This window comes from Bradyrhizobium sp. SZCCHNRI20481, from assembly GCF_032485055.1.
Classification (GTDB): Bacteria; Pseudomonadota; Alphaproteobacteria; order Rhizobiales; family Xanthobacteraceae; genus Bradyrhizobium.
The window spans coordinates 174,297-198,097 of record NZ_JAUEUE010000010.1 but is presented as its reverse complement, the minus strand read 5'-3'; the positions used below and the strand labels follow the sequence as shown (position 1 = coordinate 198,097).

General features: G+C 65.3%; 17 protein-coding genes. 9 read left to right on the top strand and 8 right to left on the bottom strand.

The genetic code is table 11. The annotated features are described in order from the left end of the window. Nucleotides 1–57 precede the first annotated feature (57 nt). Complete coding sequence (locus QX132_RS18100) at nucleotides 58–2,658, bottom strand: MMPL family transporter (RefSeq protein ID WP_316162222.1); 2,601 nt, start codon at nucleotides 2,656–2,658, stop codon at nucleotides 58–60. Nucleotides 2,659–3,145: 487 nt separating this feature from the next. Between QX132_RS18100 and ispH the strand changes: the two genes are divergently transcribed. Both ispH and hpnH read left to right on the top strand, forming a co-directional pair. Further along, nucleotides 3,146–4,072 carry a 4-hydroxy-3-methylbut-2-enyl diphosphate reductase gene (ispH, locus tag QX132_RS18095; protein ID WP_315714888.1) on the top strand — a complete coding sequence of 309 codons (927 nt, stop codon included), beginning with the start codon at nucleotides 3,146–3,148 and terminating at the stop codon, nucleotides 4,070–4,072. 34 nt (nucleotides 4,073–4,106) lie between these two features. After that, complete coding sequence (gene hpnH, locus QX132_RS18090) at nucleotides 4,107–5,255, top strand: adenosyl-hopene transferase HpnH (RefSeq protein WP_315714889.1); 1,149 nt, start codon at nucleotides 4,107–4,109, stop codon at nucleotides 5,253–5,255. 108 nt (nucleotides 5,256–5,363) lie between these two features. Here the strand turns inward: hpnH and QX132_RS18085 are convergent, their stop codons facing one another. The 5 genes from QX132_RS18085 to QX132_RS18065 form a co-directional block, all read right to left on the bottom strand. After that, nucleotides 5,364–6,128 (bottom strand): phosphorylase, encoded by a 765-nt coding sequence (locus QX132_RS18085; protein WP_409998094.1) that lies wholly within the window; start codon nucleotides 6,126–6,128, stop codon nucleotides 5,364–5,366. Between the two features lie 344 nt (nucleotides 6,129–6,472). Continuing rightward, nucleotides 6,473–7,723 (bottom strand): hydroxysqualene dehydroxylase HpnE, encoded by a 1,251-nt coding sequence (gene hpnE, locus QX132_RS18080; RefSeq protein WP_315779687.1) that lies wholly within the window; start codon nucleotides 7,721–7,723, stop codon nucleotides 6,473–6,475. After that, entirely contained in the window at nucleotides 7,723–8,562 is an 840-nt protein-coding gene (gene hpnD, locus QX132_RS18075) for a presqualene diphosphate synthase HpnD (RefSeq protein ID WP_315779685.1), read from the bottom strand. The genes hpnE and hpnD overlap by 1 nt, the downstream gene beginning before the upstream one ends. Next, the gene (gene hpnC, locus QX132_RS18070; protein WP_315779683.1) at nucleotides 8,559–9,437 is read right to left on the bottom strand and encodes a squalene synthase HpnC; all 879 of its coding nucleotides are present in this window, start codon (nucleotides 9,435–9,437) and stop codon (nucleotides 8,559–8,561) included. Before hpnC ends, hpnD begins: the two co-directional genes overlap by 4 nt. 223 nt (nucleotides 9,438–9,660) lie before the next feature. After that, nucleotides 9,661–9,897, bottom strand: coding sequence for a hypothetical protein (locus tag QX132_RS18065; protein ID WP_315714894.1), 237 nt, complete (start codon nucleotides 9,895–9,897; stop codon nucleotides 9,661–9,663). A 476-nt stretch (nucleotides 9,898–10,373) separates the two neighbouring features. On the opposite strand from QX132_RS18065, the gene QX132_RS18060 reads away from it, so the two are divergent. After that, entirely contained in the window at nucleotides 10,374–10,868 is a 495-nt protein-coding gene (locus QX132_RS18060) for a hypothetical protein (protein ID WP_315737293.1), read from the top strand. A 306-nt stretch (nucleotides 10,869–11,174) separates the two neighbouring features. Here QX132_RS18060 and QX132_RS18055 read toward each other — a convergent pair whose 3' ends face one another. Both QX132_RS18055 and QX132_RS18050 read right to left on the bottom strand, forming a co-directional pair. Then, nucleotides 11,175–13,532, bottom strand: a complete 2,358-nt coding sequence (locus tag QX132_RS18055; RefSeq protein WP_315776486.1) for an efflux RND transporter permease subunit — start codon at nucleotides 13,530–13,532, stop codon at nucleotides 11,175–11,177. 394 nt (nucleotides 13,533–13,926) lie between these two features. Further along, a complete protein-coding gene (locus QX132_RS18050) occupies nucleotides 13,927–15,513 on the bottom strand; it encodes a B12-binding domain-containing radical SAM protein (RefSeq protein WP_315813069.1) in 1,587 nt (528 codons plus the stop codon). 583 nt (nucleotides 15,514–16,096) lie between these two features. On the opposite strand from QX132_RS18050, the gene QX132_RS18045 reads away from it, so the two are divergent. The 6 genes from QX132_RS18045 (at nucleotide 16,097) to QX132_RS18020 (ending at nucleotide 23,770) form a co-directional block, all read left to right on the top strand. Continuing rightward, the gene (locus QX132_RS18045) at nucleotides 16,097–17,833 is read left to right on the top strand and encodes a methyl-accepting chemotaxis protein (RefSeq protein ID WP_316162219.1); all 1,737 of its coding nucleotides are present in this window, start codon (nucleotides 16,097–16,099) and stop codon (nucleotides 17,831–17,833) included. An 89-nt stretch (nucleotides 17,834–17,922) separates the two neighbouring features. Then, entirely contained in the window at nucleotides 17,923–18,543 is a 621-nt protein-coding gene (folE, locus tag QX132_RS18040) for a GTP cyclohydrolase I FolE (RefSeq protein ID WP_316162218.1), read from the top strand. Nucleotides 18,544–18,747: 204 nt separating this feature from the next. After that, on the top strand, nucleotides 18,748–19,293 hold the full coding sequence (locus tag QX132_RS18035; RefSeq protein WP_315772520.1) for a sigma-70 family RNA polymerase sigma factor: 546 nt from the start codon (nucleotides 18,748–18,750) through the stop codon (nucleotides 19,291–19,293). Beyond that, on the top strand, nucleotides 19,290–19,940 hold the full coding sequence (locus QX132_RS18030) for a ChrR family anti-sigma-E factor (RefSeq protein WP_316162216.1): 651 nt from the start codon (nucleotides 19,290–19,292) through the stop codon (nucleotides 19,938–19,940). Before QX132_RS18035 ends, QX132_RS18030 begins: the two co-directional genes overlap by 4 nt. A gap of 486 nt (nucleotides 19,941–20,426) precedes the next feature. Next, nucleotides 20,427–21,710, top strand: coding sequence for a sodium:proton antiporter NhaD (gene nhaD, locus QX132_RS18025; protein WP_316162215.1), 1,284 nt, complete (start codon nucleotides 20,427–20,429; stop codon nucleotides 21,708–21,710). A 14-nt stretch (nucleotides 21,711–21,724) separates the two neighbouring features. Then, the gene (locus QX132_RS18020; protein ID WP_316162213.1) at nucleotides 21,725–23,770 is read left to right on the top strand and encodes a PQQ-dependent sugar dehydrogenase; all 2,046 of its coding nucleotides are present in this window, start codon (nucleotides 21,725–21,727) and stop codon (nucleotides 23,768–23,770) included. Nucleotides 23,771–23,801 lie beyond the last annotated feature (31 nt).

Below are 23,801 nucleotides of genomic sequence, written 5' to 3'. Positions count from 1 at the left end.
GTCCGTCACCCGAACAAAAAAGCGGCCGAGAGATCGGCCGCTTTTTCTATTCCGGGATCACGAGCCCTCTTGCTCCTTGATCTCGCGAGGCTTGCCCATCAGCGCCGGCTGGAACAGCAGCACGGCGGCGAGCGTGGTGACCAGCGACAGCGCCAGCAGCTTGCCCATGCTGGACGTTCCGGGATGGCTCGACAGCCACAGGCTGCCGAACGCGGTCGCCGTCGTCAGCGCGCTGAAGAAGATCGCCCGGGTCAGGCTGGTCTGCAGCAGGTTGGTGCGGCCGCCGCGCCACGCCACCACGTAGTAGATCTTGAACGCGACGCCAATGCCAAGCAGGAGCGGCAGGGCGACGATGTTGGCGAAGTTCAGCGGCAGCTTGATCAGCACGCAGATCTCCAACGTCACGGCGCCTGCGACCAGCAGCGGCACGATCGTCATCAGCACGTCGGTGAAGCGCTTCAAGGTCACCCACAACAGGAGGCTGATCACGACCAGCGAGTAGATGCCGGCGTGGATGAATGCCTTCACGATCGTGTCACCTGACTTCAGGATCGACACCGGCCCGCCGATCGCATTGGGCTCGGCCGCCAGCACCGCGTTGGCAAATCGCCTGAGATTGTCGTTGTCATTCGGATCCCCCTTCGGCTGCGCCTCGACCCGAATCAATCCGTCCTTGCTCTTCCACTGCGACACCAGCTCCGGTGGCAGGTTCGCGAGGCTGACGGGCTGCGCCTGCAACGTGGCGCCAAGCTGCGCCAGCGTGATCTTCCACGGCTCGACGAACACCGCCTGCGCCTTGTTGCGAACCGCCTCGCTCGCGCCGGCGAGCCTGGCAAGCGCGTCGGCAAGCCGCCGCGACGCGACCGCGCCCGGCCCATTGCTCTCGCCCGCGGTGCGCCGGAGATTGTCGACGGTCGAGTTCAGGGCGTCGACATTCTCCTTGTCGCTCGGCGCCGCATCGACCTGATCGGGATTGAGTGCAGGCCCCAGCACCTTCGCGCCCTGCGCGATCAGCTTCAGCTTGGCCGGCTGGTCCTCGGGCACGAAGCTGTCGAGCGACATCACGCGCGCCACCTCGGGCAGCTTCTCGAGCTTGGCCTCGATCGCCTTGGCCTCGGTCTCGGAGCGCGTCAGCACGTCGATCGCGTTGGCGCCCGTGTTCGGATCCTTTCGCAGGTCGAGATAGGTCGCGATCGACTCGGCGCGCGGATTGCGCAGGTTCATCGGGTTGAAGTCGAACTTCATGTAGTAAAGCAGCGGCAGGCCGGCGACGACCAGGCCGAGCGTGCCGACGATGATCGGCACCCGGTGCTTCTCCAGGAAATGATCGACCGGCGCCAGGAAGGCGTAGCCGACCGGCTCCTTCTCGCCGGGCGGATTGAGAATCCTCAGCAGGGCCGGCAGCACCGTGATCGACGACAGGAACGCGATGATCATGCCCGCGCCGGCGATGGCACCGAGCTCGGAGATGCCCTTGTAGTCGGTCGGCAGGAAGCACAGGAAACCGGCAGCCGTCGCCATCGCCGCGAGCGACAGCGGCACGGCGGAGCGGCGCGCTGCTTCCGCCAGCGCCTCAGACAGATTGTCGTTCTTGAAGCGCTCGGAACGGTAGCGCACGCTGAACTGGATGCCGAAATCGACGCCCAGGCCGATGAACAGCACGGCGAACGCGACCGACAACAGATTCAGGGAGCCGACCATCATCAGGCCAACGGCCGTAGTGAGGGCGAGGCCGATGAACAGGTTGATGAACACGGCCGAGATGATCTTGGCCGAATGCAGCGCCAGCCACAGGATGATCAGCACGACGACCACGGTGCCGATGCCGTTGACGACGGCGCCCTCCTGCACGGTGGCGTATTCCTCGTTGGCGATCGGCACCGGCCCGGTCAGCCGCACGCGCGCATGAAAACGGTTCGGGAAATCAAGCTCGACCGCGGCCTGCCGGATCGCATCGGTGGCGGCCTTGCCCGGCTCGAGCGCCTGGTAGTCGAGGATCGGCTTGAATTGGATGAAGGCGCGCTTGTCACTGTCTTCGAGCGGCTTGTCGGAGATCAACTGGCGCCAGGAGAAGGTCGCATCGCCCTTGTCGAGCACGGTCTCGACGGTCTGGGAGATGTAGTCGAACGGCCGCGCGACGTTGTCGAGCTTGACTTGCCCGCGCTTGACGCCGGCAAGGCCGGTCTCCAGCGCACCGGTCAGGCCGCGGATCGAGGGGTCCCCGGCCATGATCTCGACCAGCGGTGCCGCCGCCGCGAACTGGTCCGTCAGTTGCTTGACCTCCTCGGTCGGCAGGAACAGCAGGCCGTTCCTGGCGAAGAACTCGCCGCCGCCGAGCAGCTCGACCGATGAGAAGTTCGCGGTGTCGCCCTTGAGCTTCTTGGCGAGCGCATCGGCCGCCACACCTGTCATCTCGGGCGTCGCCGCTTCGACCACCGCCAGGATCATCCGATCGCGATCGAAGGCCTGCTCGTACTGCTGGTCGCGCTTGCGCCAGTCGAGCTCGGGCGAAATGAGCTTGTTGATGTCGGTATTGATGGAGAAATGACGCGCCGTATAGAAGCCCGCGCCTACGGAGAGCAGCAGGGCCGCAATCAATGTCGGCCAGGCAAACCGGGTGCAGGCCTTGACGATCGAGACGACAAACGTGGTCAGCACTTCGTGACTTTCTAATGTTTAGAGAGCTGGGCGGAAACGTCCGCTTCATGGCGGAGTTCCCCGATCAGGGCGAGCCCCGGACGCACACATCCTGAGCGGCGCCCCGACCCGGCCTGGCCCAACCTTGAAGACGAGGATGGTCCCTCGACGGCGGATCAGGTCGAACGATGCACGGAACCGTCGGGGCGGCTGATATAGCGGCTGTTCTCGGCGGTAAAGTGACGAACGAGTGAGAGCATAACCAACTCAATTAATTGATCTAATTTATAATTACTAAATTACCTGCGGCCTGTCGCGGGCTGTGTGCGACGGGTCACATGCGAGCGACTTGCAGACAGGCTTTCCTCTTCGCTCGATTTTTGACACAAAGCCCTGCGCTTCCATCGGTGTGGCGGGCAATTGGGGCATTCGCTGGTGCGAATATTGCAGCCCCGTCGCACGCACGGAGGTGCCGGGTCGAAAGTGAGGCAACGTGGCTGGACGTCCCATGCAGGTGTATCTCGCGCAGCCGCGCGGTTTTTGTGCTGGAGTCGTGCGTGCGATCGAGATCGTCGAGCGCGCGCTGGAGAAGTATGGCCCGCCGGTCTATGTGCGTCATGAGATCGTCCACAACAAGCACGTGGTGGAGAGCCTGAAGGCCAAGGGCGCCATCTTCGTCGAGGACCTCTCCGAGGTGCCGCCGCGCGCCGTCACCGTGTTCAGCGCCCACGGCGTTGCCCGGACGGTCGAGGAGGAAGCGGCCGCCCGCGGGCTGCCGGTGCTCAATGCCACCTGCCCGCTGGTGACCAAGGTCCACAACCAGGGCAAGCGCTACATGTCCAAGGGCCGTACCCTGGTACTGATCGGCCATGCCGGTCATCCGGAGGTCGAGGGAACCATGGGTCAGGTTCCCGGCCCGGTCCACCTCGTGCAGAACGTGGCCGATGTGGCCACCCTGCCCCTGCCGGTCGATACCCCGCTGGCTTATATTACCCAGACCACGCTCAGCGTGGACGACACCAGGGACATCATTTTAGCCCTTCAAGCCCGCTTTACAGACCTTCAAGGTCCCGATATCCGGGATATCTGCTATGCGACACAGAACCGGCAATCTGCGGTAAGGGACTTAAGCAAGCTGGTGGACGTCATCCTGGTGGTGGGCGCCGCCAACAGCTCCAACTCGAACAGACTGCGCGAGATCGGCACCGAGGCCGGGGTCGCAAGCTATCTGATCGCTGATGGCAGCGAGCTCGATCCGGTTTGGCTGAAGGACGCCAAGGCCGTCGGCATCACCGCCGGCGCCTCGGCCCCCGAAGTCCTCGTCGACGACGTCATCGAAGCCCTACGGCGCATCGGACCAGTCGAGGTCGCGGTGGTCCCGGGGCGGGAAGAAAACATCGAATTCCGCCTGCCGGCCGAGCTGGTCGCGGGCTGATCGGTCCTCGTTTGGTCCAGAAAGAAGAGACGTAATGGCAATCCCCTTCCATAAGGAACTGCGTATCGGGGCCTATCTGATGAAGCAGAAGCTTCTCGGCCGGAAACGCTATCCGCTCGTGCTGATGCTGGAGCCGCTGTTTCGCTGCAACCTGGCGTGTGCCGGCTGTGGCAAGATCGACTATCCCGATGCGATCCTCAACCGCCGCATGAGCGCGCAGGAGTGCTGGGACGCGGCCGACGAATGCGGTGCGCCGATGGTCGCGATCCCCGGCGGCGAGCCGCTGATCCACAAGGAGATCGGCGAGATCGTGCGCGGCCTCGTCGCCCGCAAGAAGTTCGTCTCGCTCTGCACCAACGCGCTGCTGCTGGAGAAGAAGCTCGACCTGTTCGAGCCGTCGCCGTATTTGTTCTTCTCGGTGCATCTCGACGGCCTGCGCGAGCATCACGATAAGGCGGTCTCGCAGAAGGGCGTGTTCGACCGCGCCGTCTCCGCGATCAAGGCCGCCAAGGCGCGCGGCTTCACCGTCAACGTCAACGCCACGGTGTTCGACGGCCATCCCGCCGAGGAGATCGCGAAGTTCCTGGACTTCACGACCGAGCTCGGCGTCGGCGTGACCATGTCGCCCGGCTATGCCTATGAGCGCGCGCCGGACCAGGAGCACTTCCTCAACCGCACCAAGACCAAGCAGCTGTTCCGCGACGTCTTCAAGCTCGGCAAGGGCAAGAAGTGGAATTTCATGCATTCCGGTCTGTTCCTCGACTTCCTGGCCGGCAACCAGGAGTTCGAGTGCACCCCCTGGGGCATGCCTGCGCGCAACATCTTCGGCTGGCAGAAGCCCTGCTATCTGCTCGGCGAAGGCTACACCAAGACCTTCAAGGAGCTGATGGAGACCACCGACTGGGACTCCTACGGCACCGGCAAGTACGAGAAGTGCGCCGACTGCATGGCGCATTGCGGCTACGAGGCGACCGCCGCCAATGCGGCGCTGACCAACCCGATCAAGGCGATGTTCGTGTCGCTGCGCGGCATCAAGACCGAGGGTCCGATGGCGCCGGAGATCGATCTCTCCAAGCAGCGCCCGGCGCAGTACGTGTTCTCGTCGGAGGTGCAAAAGCGCCTCTCCGAGATCCGTCACGACGAGGCGATCGAGGCGCAGCAGAAGGCCTCGACCGCCGCCTGATCTTCACGGCTCTGATCAATCAAAAGGCCGCCGAGTGATCGGCGGCCTTTTTCATTGAACTGATCTCTGGATCGGGATGGACGCTACGCTCCGTGATGAGCAAACGGCTCACGCCTCGGCAGCGGCCAGCGTTTCGGTCTCGAGGAAGTGCTCGGCGGCGAGCATGCCGCTCAGCAGCAGGTCGCGGGCGCCGCGCAGCGAGCGCAGGGCGCGATTGAACTCGATGCCCGTCGACACCAGGCCGCGCAGCACGGCCGGATTGCGGGCGACGCCGCGCAGGATCATCGGCAGGTCGATGTCGCCGTTCGGCTTGATGGCGTCCTTGGCGAGCGACGGGAGGGTGCGATGGGCGGGATCGGAGATCACCCGCAGCGCCGCGAACGGCAGCCCATACTCGGCGGCATAGGCGGCGGCGATGTGGCTCTCCATGTCGACCGCGGCCGCCCCGGTCTTCATGCGCAGCGCCGCCTTGCGGGCCTGGGCCACGACCACCTCTTCGGCCCCGGCCAGCACGCCGCGCACGACGCGGCGCTTCTTCAGGGCGGCGCGAGCGATGTGCTCCTCACGCAGGGAGAGCCCAGACAGCCAACGGGCATCGCCCGCGGTCACCTCGGTGGCGACGACGATGTCGCCGGCCTTGAGGCTGGGATCGAGGCCACCGGCCACGCCAAAGCTGACGACGCCGCGGATCGAGGTCGGATCGAACACGGTGAGCAGCGAGCGCAACTGCCTGGGGTCGCTCGAGCTGCAGATCACCATCATGCCGGGCCCGGCAGCAATCCGGGCCTCCTGCACCAAGCCCGTCACGACCAAGACCGGCCGCGGATCAATCGGGCGATCCGCGGACGTATCGTCCCCCATCCCCAACTTCACAATCCGACCCCTGACACCTTCTCGGACGTCGCGTGATCCGACGTCTCCGTCTCTTGTTCCAAAGCCTCAGCCACGGCGGCGCCAGAGCGGAAAGGCCTTAACAAACCGAGGATTACGCAGAAAAAATCCGCGAGGAAACCCCGTTTGCGCCGCACTGCACCCGTACCCGATGCGTTTTTTGCCTGGTGTTGCCATTTGGCCCCGCCGATCCCTGTTCCGCCCTGGAACAAATTGCGCCGTCGCCACCAGGCGTGGAACTTTAAGCAAGAACTACGCCACGAAAATGTGAGACTCGCGGCGCCGGCGGCATGACGGCGCGGCCAGATTCGGCTGCCCTGCGCCGGTCAGCCGTGCCCGAGCAGGAGATTCGCAGCGCGGTCGCCGGAGCGCACCGAGCCTTCGATGGTTGCCGGCAGGCCGGTATCGGTCCAGTCCCCCGCCAGAGCGAGATTGCCGAACGCCGTCTTCGCTCCCGGTCGGAGCGCGTTCTGCTCGGGCGTCGCCTCGAAGGTGGCGCGACGCTCGCGCACGATCTGCCACGGCGGCAGCTCCGCCTTGATCCCGGCGGCCTTGCAGACGTCGGCCCAGATCGCGGCGGCGAGCTCCTCGCGCGGCATGTCGACCAGCCGATCGCCATTGCTGATGGTGACCGAGAGCCGCTGCGGGAAGGCGAACAGCCATTCGACCAGGCCGCCGACCACCCCGAGCAGAGCTGGTGCATCGCGCGGCGGCGTGATGCGGAAATGGGCATTGACGATGGCGCGATATTTCGTCGGCCCCGTGAGCCCCGGCAGCAGGGCCATCGCCGGCCGCGGCGGCACGGCGAGCACGACGAGGTCGGACGGGCCGAGCGCGACGGTTTCATCGCCGCCGAACCTGAGCCCGGTGACACGACCACCCGCATCGTCGAGGCCGCGCAGCTCGCGGCCGATCCGCACGCTGCCGCCCTTGCCTTCCAGGAATTTCACGGCCGGATCGATCAGCACGCCCGACAGGCCATCGCGCGCGATCAGCGGCCGGCAGGCCTGGCCGCCGGCGAGCAAGGTCTCGCGGACGATGGCGCCGGCAAGCCCCGCCGAGCCTTCCGGCGGATCGCAGTTCAGTGCCGCGAGCAGCAGCGGCTGCACCAGGCGGTCGTACAGCGTGCCCTTGCAGGGAATCGTGCTGCCGATCGTCTTGGACGTACCGGCCCAGATCAGCGGCGACAGCGCGAGGTAGTCGCCGAGCTTGGTATCCGGCACGCGGCGGCCCTCGTCGAACACCCACAGCGGCAGGCGGCCGTTGCCGAGATCGAGCAGCCAGCGCTGGCCGCTCCGGATGTCGACGAAGGCGAACTGCGCCTTCTCCGGCCCGACCAGCCCCGCTTCCGAGCCGATCGCGCGGGCGTAGGACAGCACGTGATGATTGGCCGACAGCAGCAAATGGTTGCCGTTGTCGATCACCAGGTCGGTCGCGGCGTCGTAATAGGACCGGCAGCGGCCGCCGAGCTGCTGCGTGGCCTCGTGGACGTGCACGATGTAGCCCGCATTGGCGAGCCGCACGCCGGCGGAAAGGCCGGACACGCCGGCGCCGATGATGTGAGCGGTCTTTTGCATCAGATGATTGCGTAACGGAGGATGATGCCGATCTTCGTGAGCTTGCTCACGCGGACGGGCTCGCGCGGCAGCGCGAAGCCACGTTCGAGCAGGAGGTCGAACACGGCGCGGTAGTATTTCGACATGATGCGCGGCGCACGCACCGCGCGGCGGCGATTGCGCCGCATGATCTCGTCGGCCTTCTCGAAATGCGTCTTCGCCCTGACGGCAACCGAGTTGCAGACCTTGGGCAGCGCCCGCTCCTGCGTCACCTTGGCCGGATCATCGCCGGTGATTCCGGCGAACAGCAGCGCCTCGCGCGGCAGATAGAGCCGGCCGATGGCCGCGTCCTCGTCGATGTCGCGCAGGATGTTGGTGAGCTGCAGCGCGCGGCCGAGATGGTGGGCCAGCAGGATGCCGTCCTCCTCAGGCATGCCGAAGATGCGCACCGAGAGGCGGCCGACCGCGCTCGCGACCCGGTCGCAATAAAGGTCCAGCGTGGCGAGATCTGGCGCGCGGACATCCTGCGGCACGTCCATCTCCATGCCGTCGATGATGGCGAGGAAATCCTCCCGCTTCAGGCCGAACGTCTTCACCGCGGCGACGTAGTCGCGCAGCCGCGGCGGCGGGTTGCCCTGGTAGAGCGAGTCGATGTCGTCGCGCCATTTCTGCAGCGCCGCCAGTCGCTCGGGCCGCGGCCCGTCGGAATCGGCGATATCGTCGACCTCGCGACAGAAGCTGTAGACCTGGAACATCGCGTCGCGCTGGGCGCGCGGCAGGATGCGCATGGCGGCATAGAACGAGCTGCCGGAGGCCGCCGTGCCGTGATCGATATTGTCTGCGGTCGCCTCGAGGGTCATGCGCCGGCTGCCGATTTGGTGACGGGATGGCGCCCGGCCACGCGGCGGCCGATCTCGCCCATCACCGACGTGAAGGTGAGGCCGAGCATGCCGATGGGCGACAGGTGCACGCGCTCACTCAGCGGATCGCGCACCTTCAGCAGCGCCACGATACGGTCGGCGAAAGCCTGGATCACGGCGATCTCCAGTCCGAAACGAAAATCCTTGACGCCGCTGTTGAGGTCCCTGCCCTCATCGAGCAGCGCCGCGTTACGCACCGCGAGCTTCTGCAGGCAGGCCAGCAGTTGCGGCGGCGATCTGGACTCGCCGAGCATCTCGACGGTGGCGCCGGCTTCCGCCAGCGCATCGCGCGGCAGGTACACGCGATTGAGCGCCTTGTAGTCCTTGCCGCAGTCCTGCAGGTGGTTGTTGATCTGCAGCCCGGCGCAGATCGCATCCGAGGCCGGCCAGGTCGCGGTGGACTCGCCGTGCACATCGAGCATGAAGCGGCCGACCGGCATCGCCGAGTAGCGGCAGTAGTGGATGACCTCGTCCCAGTTCTCGTAGCGCAGCTTGGTCACATCCATCCGGAAGGCAACCAGCAGATCGAGCGCATGCCGGGGCGGCATGCCGCGCTCGGCGAGCGCCCGGCGCAGGCTGACGGCGACATCCTGGGTCTCGCCGGTCCCGGTCAGCTCGGCTTCGAGCAGATCGAGCAGCCGCAGCTTCTCCTCACCCGGCAGGCTCGGATGATCGGCGATGTCGTCGGCGGTTCGCACGAAATTGTAGAAGGCGAGGATCAGCGCCCGGTGCTCTGGACGGATGATCCAGGAGGCCACCGGAAAGTTCTCGTCCCGGTGTGTCTTGCCGGATCGCAAATCGCTCGCGGTGGTCATGGACGAAACAGCTATCAGGTTGAAAGGGCGCTACCGAAAACAATGCCCGCCGCTTCGCTCATGCGAACGGATTGCTCGCCCCCATATAGGCGAAGATCCAGCCAAAACCAATGCAATCGATGTCGGGCAGCCCATAGGATCGAACCGCCGCCCTGCCCTGAGGGGCGGGCCGGCGGTCGTTAACCAAGAGAGTTCGGAAACAACCGTTCCGAACGGCAACCGCTTACTGGTTGTGGGTCTTCAGCACCTGATCGCAGGCCGGGCTGATCTTGGGGCGGTTCTCCTTCAGGCACGCAAGGATGGTGAAGTCACCCTGATCGATGACGGCACGACAGAACTTCTGAACGTCACGCGTGCAGGCCGCCTGCTCTTCGGGCGTGCCGCCGCGGCCTTGCGCGAACGCGCCGGTGGAAACGGACACCGACGACAGCAGGGAAAGTGCCAGGAAAATCTTACGCATCGTGTTCCTTCATTTTGACAGCAGAGGAGACCTCCCGGATCGCCGATGCTGCCCGGGAAACACCTGTTTGGTTTGGCAAGGACCGCAAGCCCCCCAGCGCCGGAGGTACGCTGCCAAATGCGGCCAAATTTGCGCCCTATGATCCCGAGCGGATCAAGCTCGGACATCACAGCTTTGGCACAAACAAGGCGTTGATACTAGGGCGTTATTCTCGGAACACGTTTTTCGCATTTGGCTGTTGCAAGCATGCCGCGCGGACCGTTAGATGCAGCGCCGTCGAGGCGGCTTGCGTGCAGCCGTCTTGCGAGGACGACCATTCGGCGCCGACCCGTCGCACGGTGTCGGCGGGCATCATGGCATCCGGTCGCAGCGCCCGACCGGCCGTCATTTGAACCTAACCTTCGGCGAGAACACCAAGTGTTCGAAGCGGCGGCGTACGCCGACACAGCGGTGTCATTTTGGATGGGAAACTCGATATGAAACTGTTCGGCTCACCTTTCTCTGGGCGCGTCGTCAAGGCCGCCGGTCTCGGAGCGGCATTGTTCGTGGCGGCGACCGCGGTTCAGGCTCAGTCGGGCCCGTTCGCCGGCTTCGACGGGTCGTGGTCGGGCAACGGTACGGTCGCGCTGTCCGACGGCACCACCGAGCGCATCCGCTGCAAGGCCAGCTACAAGGTGGCCGGCGCCAATCTGAAGCAGAGTCTGCAATGCGCCAGCGACAGCTACAAGTTCCTCCTGACCAGTGACGTCACCAGCCAGGGCGATCGCATCTCCGGCAACTGGAGCGAATCCAGCCGCAACGTGAACGGCGAGCTGCAGGGCACCGCCGGCAACGGCCAGATCGACGTGTTCGTGCAGGCCGCCGGCTTCGCCGCCAGCATCACCCTGAGGACCAGCGGCAACAAGCAGGTCGTGCAGATCTCCTCCAAGGGCGAGATCCGCGGCGTCAACATCACGATGTCGAAGACCTGAACGGTCGCGACATCGTCAGCAACGGAATGCGCGAACGGCCCTGACGACGTCAGGGCCGTTTTGTTTTTTGAGACATCAGAGACCATGAGCATTCGGCCCCCCGCTGTCGTCGCCCGGCTCGCCGCCTTCGCTAAAGCTCCGGCGCGCCCTTGAACTCATGGCCGCGTCGAAGCCGAAGGCGCAGACGGGACCGGGCGACCCAGCATCCAGAGGCAGTCGTGACTAAGTCGATAAGCCGCGGCGTACTGGATCGCCCGCGTCGTACGCGGGCGATGACAGTGTTGGATTGGGCTTAGATCACGCCCCTCACACCGGCTTGCGCTTCAGCTTCTGCGACAGGTTGATCAGGAACATCGCGGTCGGGCGGAGGATGAAGAGGTCGGCGAACAGCGCCGCCACCATCGAGAACGCGCTGAGCCAGCCGAACAGCCGCAGCGACGGCAGATCCGAGAATACGGTGACGACGAGGCCGCAGGCCAGCACCACCGTGGTGAGGATCAGCGCCGGTCCGACCAGCACGGTGGCACGCTCCACCGCGACCGCGGCGCTGACGCCGGGCGCACTCTCCATCCGCAGCCGGTTCAGGAAGTGGATGGTGGCCGACAGACCGAGGCCGAAGGAGACCGTGAGCGCCACCACGCTGGCAAATTGCAGCCCCTCCCCCATCGCCCACAACAACGTCCCGGACATCACCACCGGGAAGATGCCGGGCAGGATGCAGGCGAGCATCACCACCCAGGAGCGGAAGGCGAGCCCGATGAACATCGCCACCAGCGCGAACTCGATGGTGAGCCCGTGATTGAGCTTCTGGATCATGCTGGCGGAGTTGCGCGCGGCGATGGCGGCAAGGCCGGTGACCGCGATCTCAAAGCCGGGGTGCTTCTTCCTGACCGTGTCGAGCTCATGATCAAGCTTGTCGACCACCGGCAGCAGCTGGCTGGAATCCAGATCGGGAACGCGGCCGGCGACCACCACCGCATCCTGCTCCTTGTCGATGAAGCGGCGCACCAGATGCTCGGGGATCAGATTGACGTATTCCTGCAGCGTCGCCGTATCGGACGAGCCGGCCTTCTCGGCCAGCCAGCGCCTGAGCGTCTCGACCGACCAGACGTTGCCGACACCGGCAGTCTTCTCGACCGTGGCGTGGACGTCGGCGATGGTCTGCAACGTCTCCGGCGCATAGAGCGAGGCGCCCTTGGGAAACTGGATCAGCACATTGACCGGATTGGCGCCGGTGAGCTTGGCATCGAGCCGGTTGCTCGCCGCCACTGCCTGGCGCTTGTCCGGCACCTGGTCGGCGAGCCGGTAGCGCGGCTCCAGGCTCGCATAGACCACCGCGAGCGAGCCGACGAACACCACCGCGATCAGGCTGAACAGGCCGGGACGACCGACCATGCGCACCGCGATCCAGTAGCAGAAATTGCGCAGCGCCTGCACGCCGGCATCGGCCCCCTGGAATTTGACCGCGAACGTCTTCTCGTTGCGCACCAGCAGCACGCCGAACACCGGCACCAGCGACAGCACCGCGACCAGCGCGATGATGGTGGCGGCAAGCCCCGCCTCGCCGAACTTGCGGATCAGGTCGCTGTCGGAGAACTGCAGGGCGATGAAGGAAATGCCGGCGGTGGCGTGGGTCAGCACACAGGCGGGGCCGACGACCAGCACGGCGTTCTTGAACGCCGTCACCTTGTCCTGCCCTGCGATCAGGCGGTCGCGGGCGGCGAAGGTGAGCTGCATCGAATCGGAGAAGCTGATGACCATGATGAGCGGCGTCATCACGTTCAGGAACATGTTGAGATTGAAATTGGCCCAGCCGAGCGCGCCGAGCGCGAGCATGATCGCGATCAGCGGCGGAAACGCCGCCGCGATCATGAAGGAGACCTTGCGGAAGAAGATGATGGCGATGATGCAGCCGGCGAGAATGCCGAGAATGTTGTAGGTCAGCCCGTCACGTTCCACCGCGTTGCGGATCTCGAGCTGCATGACCGGCACGCCGGAAAGCTGGACATTCAGGCCGGTGTCGGCGAGGTTCTCCGCCATCAGCTTCCGGATGTCGCCCACCACCTTCCCGAGATCGTTCGAGGCCACCACCTTGGGCTCGAGCGACAGCACGATCAGGGCGAGCGTGCCGTCCTCCGACAACAGCTTGCCGCGGATGATCTCGTTGGACTTCACCGTTTCGATGAACTTGTCGTAGGCCTCGCCCTCCGGCAGATCCGACGGAAACAGCGCTGCCGGCAGCTTGCCGGGCGCCGGCGCCTGACGGGCCGAGAACAGCGACACCAGGCCACGGGTGCCCTCGACCAGTTGCAGGTCGGTCACGAAGTCACGCAGCTTCTCGAGGTTCTGGCGGGCCAGCAAGGTCTTGCCCTCGACCACGACGAGGACGTCGAATTCCTCGGCCGGGAACTTCTTCGTCACCTCCTCGTACTGGTGGAATTCCTTGCTGTCGGAGCGAAACAGCTGGCTGAGCGAATCGTCGATCTGGATCCGCTTGATGCCGAACACCGCCGCCACGATCAGGACGAGCAGGACGACGCAGGAGAAGATCGGCGCCTTGACCGCGAGGAGGCCGAGCCGCTCGATGCCGAAAGCGATGCTGTCGGCCGGCCGGTGCTCGACCTTCTCGACATGGACTTCGTTGTCGTGCCTGACTTCCAGCATGCGGTGTCCAGTGGTTGGGGGCGGCCTAATTCGGAAGGCCTGAGCGCATAGGGCAGAAATAAGGCCGCTCAGCGAAGCAGAGATGACCGCATTGTGGCCCGCAGCCGAAGCTAATCCTTGAAAACATGTGACAATTCGTCGAGGCCGGGTCTAGCAGGGTTCGCTCCCCGGCCGCAACCATGCCCGGCCACACAAGACGGCGAGCCGGCATGGCTTCCGATCACGCCACGATTCTGCCGTGCTTGAAAAGAGCGTGGACGGCCCGGACGGGCGCTGGGCTCAAAAACCTGAACGACTCAAGGACCGGTATCCGACCGAGCCGTCCCTTGCCCGGGGCAGGCCGCGGACCGGTGCCGGCGAGCGCCACTCACCGCCCCTGCCCCAGAGAGGACCATCACCCTGCGGGAAGGGCGGCCTCGCGCAGCCGGATCGAGTAGTTCGACGCGTTCTGATTCCCGCGCGAGGCGGCGCGCGCAAACATGATGAGGTGATGCGCGATCAGCGCCACGGCGATGAAATTCTCGATCTCGCCTCGCTTCAGCTGGCTCCAGGCGAAGCGCCAGAACGGCCGCTTGTAGTCGCCGAGCACGCCCACCTTCCAGAAGATCTTGCCCATCATGACCAGGCCGCGCCTGATGTTCGGCCAGCTCTTCATCTCGTCGCTGACCGGCACCTTGATGCGGTTGGCGTAGGTGGTGTCGCATTGGTGCTTGTAGCGTGCGAGCAGCCGCTCCGGCTCATAGGCCACCTCCATGCAGCGCCGCCACGCCGTGACCACCTCGTCATAGGGCATCAGGAATTTCACGTTGGAGTCGCGGCCGTCATCGTGGACCAGCCTGCCCTCGCGCTCGAGGCGATCCCACAGCGGCGTCTTCGGCAGCGCCTGCAGCAGATTGATCGTGAGCAGCGGGATCCGGCTCTCCGCGACGAACTGCAGCAGCGCGTCCGCGGTCTGCGGCGTATCGGTGTCCAGCCCCATGATGATACCGGAGACGACCTCCATGCCATAGCCGTTGATGGTCCTGATCCCCTCCAGGATCGGCACCATCATGTTGTGGTCCTTGTGCATCGCCGTCAGCGCATCCGGGTCGGGCGTCTCGATGCCGCAGAAGATCGTGATGAAATAGGCCTCACGCATCTTCTCCAGGATCTCGGGCCGCTTGGCGATGTTGAGCGTGGCCTCGCAGGCGAGCCGCATCACATAGCCGGTGCGCTTCTGCCATTCGATCAGATGCGGCAGCAGGTCCATCGCCGCCTTGCGGTTGCCGATGAAATTGTCGTCGACGAAATAGACCGAGCCGGTGACGCCGCATTCCCTGAGCTTGTCGAGCTCGGCGACGATCTGCTGCGGCGACTTGATGCGCGGGTTGCGTCCATAGAGGCCGGGGATGTCGCAGAACTCGCACTGATAGGGGCAGCCGCTGGAATACTGGATACTGCCGAGAAAGTACTTCTTCACCTCGGCGAGCTCATAGGCCGGCACCGGGAAATCGGTCATCGCCACCCGCTCGTCGGTCCGCAGCACGACCTGCTGCGCAGGCCGCGACGGATCCCGCGCCAGCCGCGCGATCAGCTCGTCGGTGGCATCGCCGAGCTCGCCGACATGCAGATAGTCGAAGCTCGGATAGTAGTCCGGACAGGCGCTGACGGAGGGGCCGCCCAGCGCGACCGGCAGGTCGAACGCATGCGCCCTCTGGCAGATGTCGTTCATCTGCTGACGCTGGATGTGCATTCCGCTGACGAACACCGCTTCGGCCCAGGAGAAATCCTCGTCCTGCGCCGGGCGGATGTTCTCATCGATGAAGCGCACCTGCCAGGAACTTGGAAGATAGGCCGCGATCAGCAGCAGCCCCTGCGGCGGCATGAAGGCCTGGACGCCGTCGGTGAGCGGATAGGCGTGCTCGAAGGTTCCGAACGACGAGGTGTAGCGCGGAAACACACAGAGAATGCGACGTACCGTTTCGATGCCCTCGAATCTCATCGACTGCCCCTCGCGACAACCCGCTAACTGGTTACCTTACGGCCGAAGATAAGGCTTCGCCACCCCTTCCGGAAAAGTTGAGTGCGATCGAGCCTTCCGCTCCTGTCGCAGGGCGCAACGTCCCCTTCGCATGCCGGATGCTCGCGCCGTCTGGCCTGATCGGACGCGCCCCGACGAGGCGACCTGATCCGATGCATCGCAATGCGGATGGCGGAATGCGAAGGGCGATCTAAAGTTCCAATCAGATGGAGAATTGATCGATCGAGCGCAACGACCGTTCCCGGCCGGTCTCCGATCGGCGAACCAATTGGGGAGCGCGTGCGCGGCCGGCCACCGGTTGCAATGCATTTGCAGGGGAACGAGGGGCCTCGAAATGGCGCATGCCCTCCGTAGTCAACCGGATGCCCCGGCGCCCGCCCCTGCTGCGGAGCACCAACTAATCGATTGAAACGCCAAGCGAAGTACGCGGGGGTTGCATAATACTGACGGCGTCAACTTAACGCTTTCTCCATGAAGGTTTTGCATAACTATTAACAATCAAGCGCCCCCTGCGTCGTAGCAAAAACTCGCGGTATCTCACCTCATGACCTCACGCCCGACGTCAACGAATACGGCCACGCGCCAATCCATCGCAGTCAAGCTCTATGCAATCTTCGCGTTGTTTGCGCTATTGACCGCCGCAATCACCTGGCTGTCCGACTACAACTCGCGGCGGGCCACGGAGCTCATCAAGGCCATCGAGACGGCCAATCTCGCCGCTCACAACGTTCAGCTGGTCAACGGCCTCGTCTATGCCGTCGTCATGGAGTCGCGCGGCGTCTATATGTCGACCGACCCCGCCGTCGTAAAACAATACGGCAACGGCTTGCTCAAGTTCAATGCCGACATCGTGAAGGTCGTCGACAAGTGGCAGGCGATCGTACAGGCCGACGACGCCCAGCAATTCGCAACATTCAAGAAGCGGATCGAGCAATTCGTCGAATTCCGCGCCGAACTGGTCCGCCGCGCCAATGAAATCAGCCCGGCCGCGGGACGCGAGTGGGGCGACAACGACGCCAATCGCTCCGTGCGCAAGGCGCTCAACCAGGATCTCGAGGCGCTCTCCAAAGTCTATGTCGAGCGCGCAGGAAAGATCGCCGAGGAAACGGCGCTGAACAACAAGCTCTCGCTCGTGCTGACCGGCCTTGGCGGCTTGATGTTGGTTCTGGTCGCAGCCGGCGTGGTGATCATCGCTCGCTCGATCGCTCGGCCGCTGTCTCAGATCACCGATACGATCCGCCGGGTCGCCACCGGCGCCGAGAACGTCGAAGTGCCGTATGCCGGGCGCGCCGACGAGGTCGGCGAGCTCGCTCGCGCCATCGGCGTGTTCCAGCAGGCGATGGCCCATAACCGCGACCTCAATGTCCAGGTCTCGCAGGACTCCGAAATCCGCGAAGCCCGGGCCCGCCACATCGAGACCGCGGTCGAGGAATTCCGCACCGCGATCGGCAGCGTGATGCGGACCGTCACCGAGAACGCCGCCGCGATGCGCCAAACCGCCGAGATGATCACGCGGCTGACGGCCGATGCCAACGAGCGCGCGGTCACCGCCGCCGGCGCGACGTCGCAGGCGTCGACCAACGTCTCCGCCGTCGCGAGCGCCGCCGAGGAGTTGTCGACGTCCGTCGAGGAGATCGGCCGGCAGATCCGGCAGTCGGCCGGCGCCGTCGAGCAGACCGGCCAACGCACCGAGAAGTCGGTCACGGAAATCGAGGGCCTTGCCGCCGCCACCCAGCGCATCGACGGCGTGCTGACCCTGATCCAGACCATCGCCGAGCAAACCAATCTCCTCGCTCTGAATGCGACCATCGAGGCCGCCCGCGCCGGCGAGGCCGGCCGTGGTTTTGCCGTGGTCGCTCACGAGGTCAAGGCGCTGGCCGGGCAGACGGCCAAGGCGACCGAGGAGATCAGCCAGAACGTCGGCCTGATCCAGGCCTCGACCAAGACCGCGGTCGACGCGGTCCGCGAGATCGGCCAGGCGGTCCGCGGCATCAACGAGATCACCTCGAACATCTCCAATGCGATCCAGCAGCAGGACCAGGCGACGCGGGAGATCTCGGCCAACGCGCAGTCGACCGCCCAGGGCAACCAGACGCTGGTCATGAACATCGGCTCGCTCCGCGACGCCATCAGTGAGACCTCGACGGCCGCCGCCTCCGTCCTGTCGGCGTCCGGCGACCTCAACGCCACCGCGCAGACGCTCGCCAACGAGGTCGAGAAGTTCTTCCAGAACCTGCGCTCGGGTCCCTCCGCGGAGATGCGGCTGCGCAAGGCGAGCTGACGGCGGCGAGCCATCGGTCGCGGAAATCGCCCCGCAAGACGTGATCCGTTCCGATATCGGAACCGTTTCTTGGTTTTTGGAGAGCCCTCGTGCGCCAGACAGCCAAGAAACTTCCGTTCGCCTGCGACCCGGTCCACGTCACCCAGGATGACGTCGAGGACGCCATCCGCACCATCCTGACCTGGATCGGCGAGGACCCGTCACGCGAGGGTCTCTCCGAGACCCCGGCCCGCGTCGCGCGGGCCTACAAGAGCTATTTTTCCGGCTATGAGCAGAACCCCGAGGAGTATCTGCGCAAGACGTTCGAGGAGACCGCCGGCTACGACGAAATGGTGCTGTTGCGGAACATCCCGTTCCAGAGCCATTGCGAGCACCACATGGCGCCCATCATCGGCCGCGCCTGGGTCGGCTACGTGCCGCGCAACCGCGTGGTCGGGATTTCCAAGCTCGCCCGGGTCGTCGAAGCCTATGCCAGCCGGCTGCAGATCCAGGAGCGCATGACCGCCGAGATCGCCAACATCATCGACGAGGTGCTGCAGCCGCAGGGCGTGGCGGTCGTGATCAAGGCAGCCCATCACTGCATCAGCTCGCGCGGCGTCAAGAAGCACGGGGTCGATCTCACCACCAGCCGCATGCTCGGCTGCTTCCGCACCGACCCGATGAGCCGCCAGGAGTTCCTGGCGATGGTCAATTCCGACCTGAAGGATTGAGGGTCCGGAAAATCCTCGGCCCGCTGTGATCCAGCCGTCCATGATCCACGTTATCCGGGATCAAGCATGCGTGCCGGGGACCATGACCACGCGATGAGAGCGGCTGGATTAGCGCAATGGAACGTGGCATCGTCCCGGCAGAAATTTGCACGGGCGTTCGGTGCCCGTACCAGGGTGAATGTGAGCAGAGGGCCGAAGGCGACTGTGGACTGGGCTGAATTGATCGGACGCGTCGCCGCGCGCGGCGACCGCGAGGCGTTCAAGGCCCTGTTCGCGCATTTTGCGCCCCGCATCAAAGGCTTCCTCATCAAGACCGGCTGCAACGCCGACGACGCTGAGGAAATCGCCCAATCCACCATGGTGGCGGTGTGGACGAAGGCGGGGCAATTCGATCCATCGACGGCCGGCGCGGCCGCCTGGATCTTCACGATCGCGCGAAACCAGCGGATCGACGCCGCGCGCAAGGCCGCCCGCGACAGCCGGCTGAGCAGAGAAGTGGGGCGCGACGAGGAAGCCGATCCGACGCCCGCAGCCGACCAGATCGTCTCGCGTGTCGAAGATGCCACACGGGTGGCGGCCGCGATCGAAAGATTATCGGTGGAGCAATCCACCGTGATCCGCCTGTCGTTCGTTGAAGAACGACCGCATTCGGAAATCGCGGCAGTGCTCGGCCTGCCGCTTGGTACGGTAAAGTCACGAATCAGATTGGCGATGAATCGCCTGAGAGACCTGTTGGACGACGCGACATGACGATCAGCCACCACCCGCCGGAAGACCTGCTGGCCGACTTCGCCACTGGTGTGCTCGACGAGGCCGAGCGGCTGGTCGTCGGTGTCCATGTCGCCGATTGCGGCCGATGCCAGCGCTTCGTCCGCGCCATCGAGCAGCTCGCCGGCGCCTCGCTGGACGCGGCCGAGCCGGTCGCGACGGGCGCAGATGCTTTCGATGCCGTGATGGCACGCATCGATCGACGCCCGCATGCGGCGCCGCAGGTGAGCGAGGTCGCCGAGCACGATCCCGAGCTCGCGGACCTGCCCGAGATGGTCAAGCGCTGCAAGATCGGCAAGCGCCGGCGCGTCGCGCCCGGCATCAGCATGCGCCCGATCCTGCTACCGGGCACAGGTAAATCGCGCGCCTTCCTGCTGCGCTCGGAGCCCGGGGCGCGGATGCTGGAGCATACGCATTCCGGCAATGAGCTGACCTGCGTGCTGAAGGGCAGCTTCAGCCATCTCGGCGGCTATTACGGACCCGGCGACTTCGACTATGGCGACGACGAGGTCGACCATCGTCCGGTGGTCGGTGACGAGGGCCCCTGCCTCTGCCTCGTCGCGATGACCGGCGACCTGCGCATGCACGGCCTGCTCGGCCGCCTCATCAGCCCGTTCGTCCGGCTCTGAATTCCTCCGCCGTCCTTGTGAGCGCAGCGAAGCAATCCAGGGCGACGCGAAGGGCCTGGATTGCTTCGTCGCTTCGCTCCTCGCAATGACGACCGCAAGCATTCGGGTGATCCGCATCTGACTCTGACCCGTTTCCGCTCAGAGAGAGCGCATGGAGGAGAAGGATGCGATCAGCAAGCGCGGATCAGCGGATCAGAAGGATTACGTTGCGCATCTCAGCAGACTTCTGGCCCGTGCCGGACGCAACGATGAGCAAGCTTTTGCCGAGCTCCATGCTGCAACGATCTTGAAGATGCGGAAGACCGTGCGCGCCGCAGCGCGGACGAGATCCGCGCCATCCGCAGCCAGGCCGACGCGATCGCGTCGGCCGTGGTGTAGGACCCGACGCGGTTTCGGTCCCCTGCTTGCTGGCGGACCGCCGATCGGTCATATCTGGGGCGGTTCCACGCTGCCCATGCCGAGATTCATGACCGGAAATCCCCCGCGATGACCGCTGCCATCGTCGCCGTCTTCACGCTCGCCTATGCCGTGGTGGCGCTGGAGCACCCGTTCCGGATCAACAAGGCGGCCACGGCCCTGGTCGGCGCCGGCCTGATGTGGACCGTCTACGCCGTCATGGGCGGGACGGCTCCGGCGGTCGCGACCGAGCTCAACGAGTCCGTGGCCTCGACCGCCCAGATCATCTTCTTCCTGATCGGCGCGATGACGATCGTCGAGGTCATCGACGCCCATAACGGCTTCGAGGTCGTGACCTCGCTGATCGGCACCCGCAACCAGGTCACGCTGGTGTGGCTGGTCGGCTTCGTCACCTTCTTTCTCAGCGCCATGCTCGACAACCTCACCACCGCGATCGTGATGGTGTCGCTGATGAAGAAGCTGTCCGGCCGCGACGAGGACCGCCTGGTCTTCGCATCGATCATCGTCATCGCCGCCAATGCCGGCGGCGCCTGGTCGGCGATCGGCGACGTCACCACCACCATGCTGTGGATCGGCGGCCAGATCACGCCGCTCGCGATCATGAAGTCGGTCTTCATCCCCTCGCTCCTGAACCTGCTGGTCCCGCTTGCCGTCGTCAGCTTCACCCTGCGCGGCAAGCAGCTCGTGCCGCCCGCGAGCGCCGGCCTCGCCTCGATCAGCCCGATCCTGCCGTTCGAGCGCAATCTGATGTTCTTCATGGGCCTTGGCATCCTGGTCGCCGTGCCGGTGTTCAAGGCGGTGACGCACCTGCCGCCGTTCATGGGCATCCTGTTCGGGCTCGGCCTACTCTGGATGGTCGGCGAGATCATCCATCGCGAGAAGGCCTCGGAGCAGAAGCAGCGCCTGACGCTCGTGCATGCGCTGACCCGCATCGACATGCCCTCGATCGTGTTCTTCATCGGCATCCTGCTGGCAGTCGCCGCGCTCGAGCACACCCACATCCTCGAGGCGCTGGCGCAATGGCTCGACCGTACCGTCGGCCGGCTCGATCTGATCGTGATCGTGCTCGGGCTCGCCAGCGCCGTGATCGACAACGTGCCGCTGGTCGCGGCGTCGATGGGCATGTACAGCCTGAGCCAGTTTCCGCCGGACAGTTTTCTATGGGAGTTCGTCGCCTATTGCGCCGGCACCGGCGGCTCGATCCTGATCATCGGCTCGGCGGCCGGCGTCGCCGCGATGGGGCTCGAGAACATCCACTTCTTCTGGTACGTGCGCCGCATCAGCGGCATCGCCCTGCTCGGCTACTTCGCGGGTGCCGCGGCCTACATCGTGCAGTACAATCTGATGCACTGAGCAGATCGGATCGCATGCGCCGGTCGTGGCATGTCCTTGCAGTCGTCGCGACCGTCGTGTTCGGCGCAAGCCAAGGCCGCGCTGACGACGCAACGATCCGCAGCGGCTACGCGTTGAGCTCGGCCAGCTGCGGCGAGGCGCCCCTCGCCTTTCCACGGCTGCGGATCGACATGAAGGCCGGCTTCTGCGCCGGTCTCGTCGCCAGCCGCGACGATGGCCTGAGATTTCCGCGCGGCATCGTGCAGATCCCCGGCCATCGGCTGTTCGTGATCGCGGACATGGGCGGCTGGGGCCATGACGACGGCCGGCTGCTGATCCTCGATCCCGCGGCGCCGGCCGGCCAGCGCCTCCGCGAGGCGATCACGCGGCTGTCCTATCCGTTCGGGCTTGCGGCCGGTCCCGACGGCAAGATCTACGCCGCCACCGATACGTCGATCTTCCGCTTCGATCCGCTTGCGAGCAACCCGAAAGCAACGATCGAGACCATCATCCGCGACCTGCCGGGACGCAGCCTCACGCTGCCCGACGGCACGCGCCTATCGGAAAGTGCGCATCCGCTGAAGGCATTCGCCTTCGACCGCACCGGACGGCTGTTCGTCAACATCGGCTCGCCTAGCGACAACTGCCTGTCGCCGGCGCCGATCACGCAGCCCTGCGCCGCCGGTGAAGGCACCTCGGCGCTCGCCGCGATCTGGCTGTTCACGCCACCGGCCGGCGGCGTCTTTGCGGCGCTGAAATCCGGCGATCCGTCGCCGCCGCACGAGGTCTACGCGCGCGGCCTGCGCAACTCAATGGCGTTGGCCCTGCATCCGCGCTTTCCCGATCCCGGCACCGCCTTGCTGCAGGGCGAGAACGCGCGCGATCTGCAGGACGTGTTCGCACCCAACGAGGAGATCAACGCCATCGAGCAAGGCCGCCACTATGGCTGGCCCTATTGCTACGACCTGACGACGCCGAGCCCGGAATTCAAGCGCGTGCTGCAATCCGGCGCGCTCAAGAACCTCTGCAACACCACCACGCTCTACAAGCAGCCCTGGTCGCTGCTGCCACCGCATGGCGCGCCGCTCGGCATGCTCTACTACACGGGCGATCGCTTCGACGAGCTGAAAGGCAGGCTGCTGGTCGGCCTGCATGGCTACCGGCCGACCGGCAGCCGGCTGCTCGCCTATGAGGTCGATGAGCGTGGCTTCCCGAAAGTGAGCCCGGCGCCGGTGCGCTATCATGTGAGCTGCGCCGCCGAGCCGACCCGCGCTTTCCAGACCGCAGCCGGTCCCGCACCGGCCGCGGCGTTCGACGAGATCATCACGGGGTGGCATCGCGTCAACGGCATCCGGCCGCAAGGCGCGCCGGTCGGCATGACCGTGGCCGACGACGGCGCGATCTGGCTGGTGGAGGACAAGAACCAGACCGTGATCCGGATCGACCGCACGGACGAGGCTGCACCCGAGCCGTTGCCTTGCGACGTCAGGAGCAATGCGCTGATCGATCGGCTGGCGTCCCTGGTGATGGACGACTCTGCCAGCCGCGCGCGGTTGGCGATGGTGCGCAAGAACCTCGTCGAGAAACATTGTCGCGGCTGCCATTCGGATTTCGGCCTCGAGGCCGGGCAATCCGATCGAGACAAGGACCTCGCGGTGCTGCGCTTCATGCTGACCCAGGACGGCTGGATCTATCCCGGCGATCCCGAAGCCGGCCGGCTGCGTCGGCGATTGCGCGGGTTGGGTGCCGAGCGGCAGATGCCGCCCGGGGCCGACCTGATCAAGACGGAACCAGGCTATGCGAAACTGCTTGATGTGGCCGACGACCTCGTCGCGCGCCTGGTTCCAGGCACGCGGATGCGGGTCAAAGCGGGTGGCCCGCCGCACCGCAAGTTCTTCGCCGCGGACGGCCGCGAATGCGGCGACATTCCGTTCGGCAAGATCGTCGTGGTGACCGAGAGGTCTGCCGTCAATAAGCCCGGCTTCAGCCGTTTCTTCCGGCCAGCCGACACCTATCTCAACGGCACCTGCACGGACGACGATGGCTATTACATCCAACAGCAGTTTCTGGTGCCGCTCTGACGGACGCGCCGAGATGATCCCTGGGATGAGC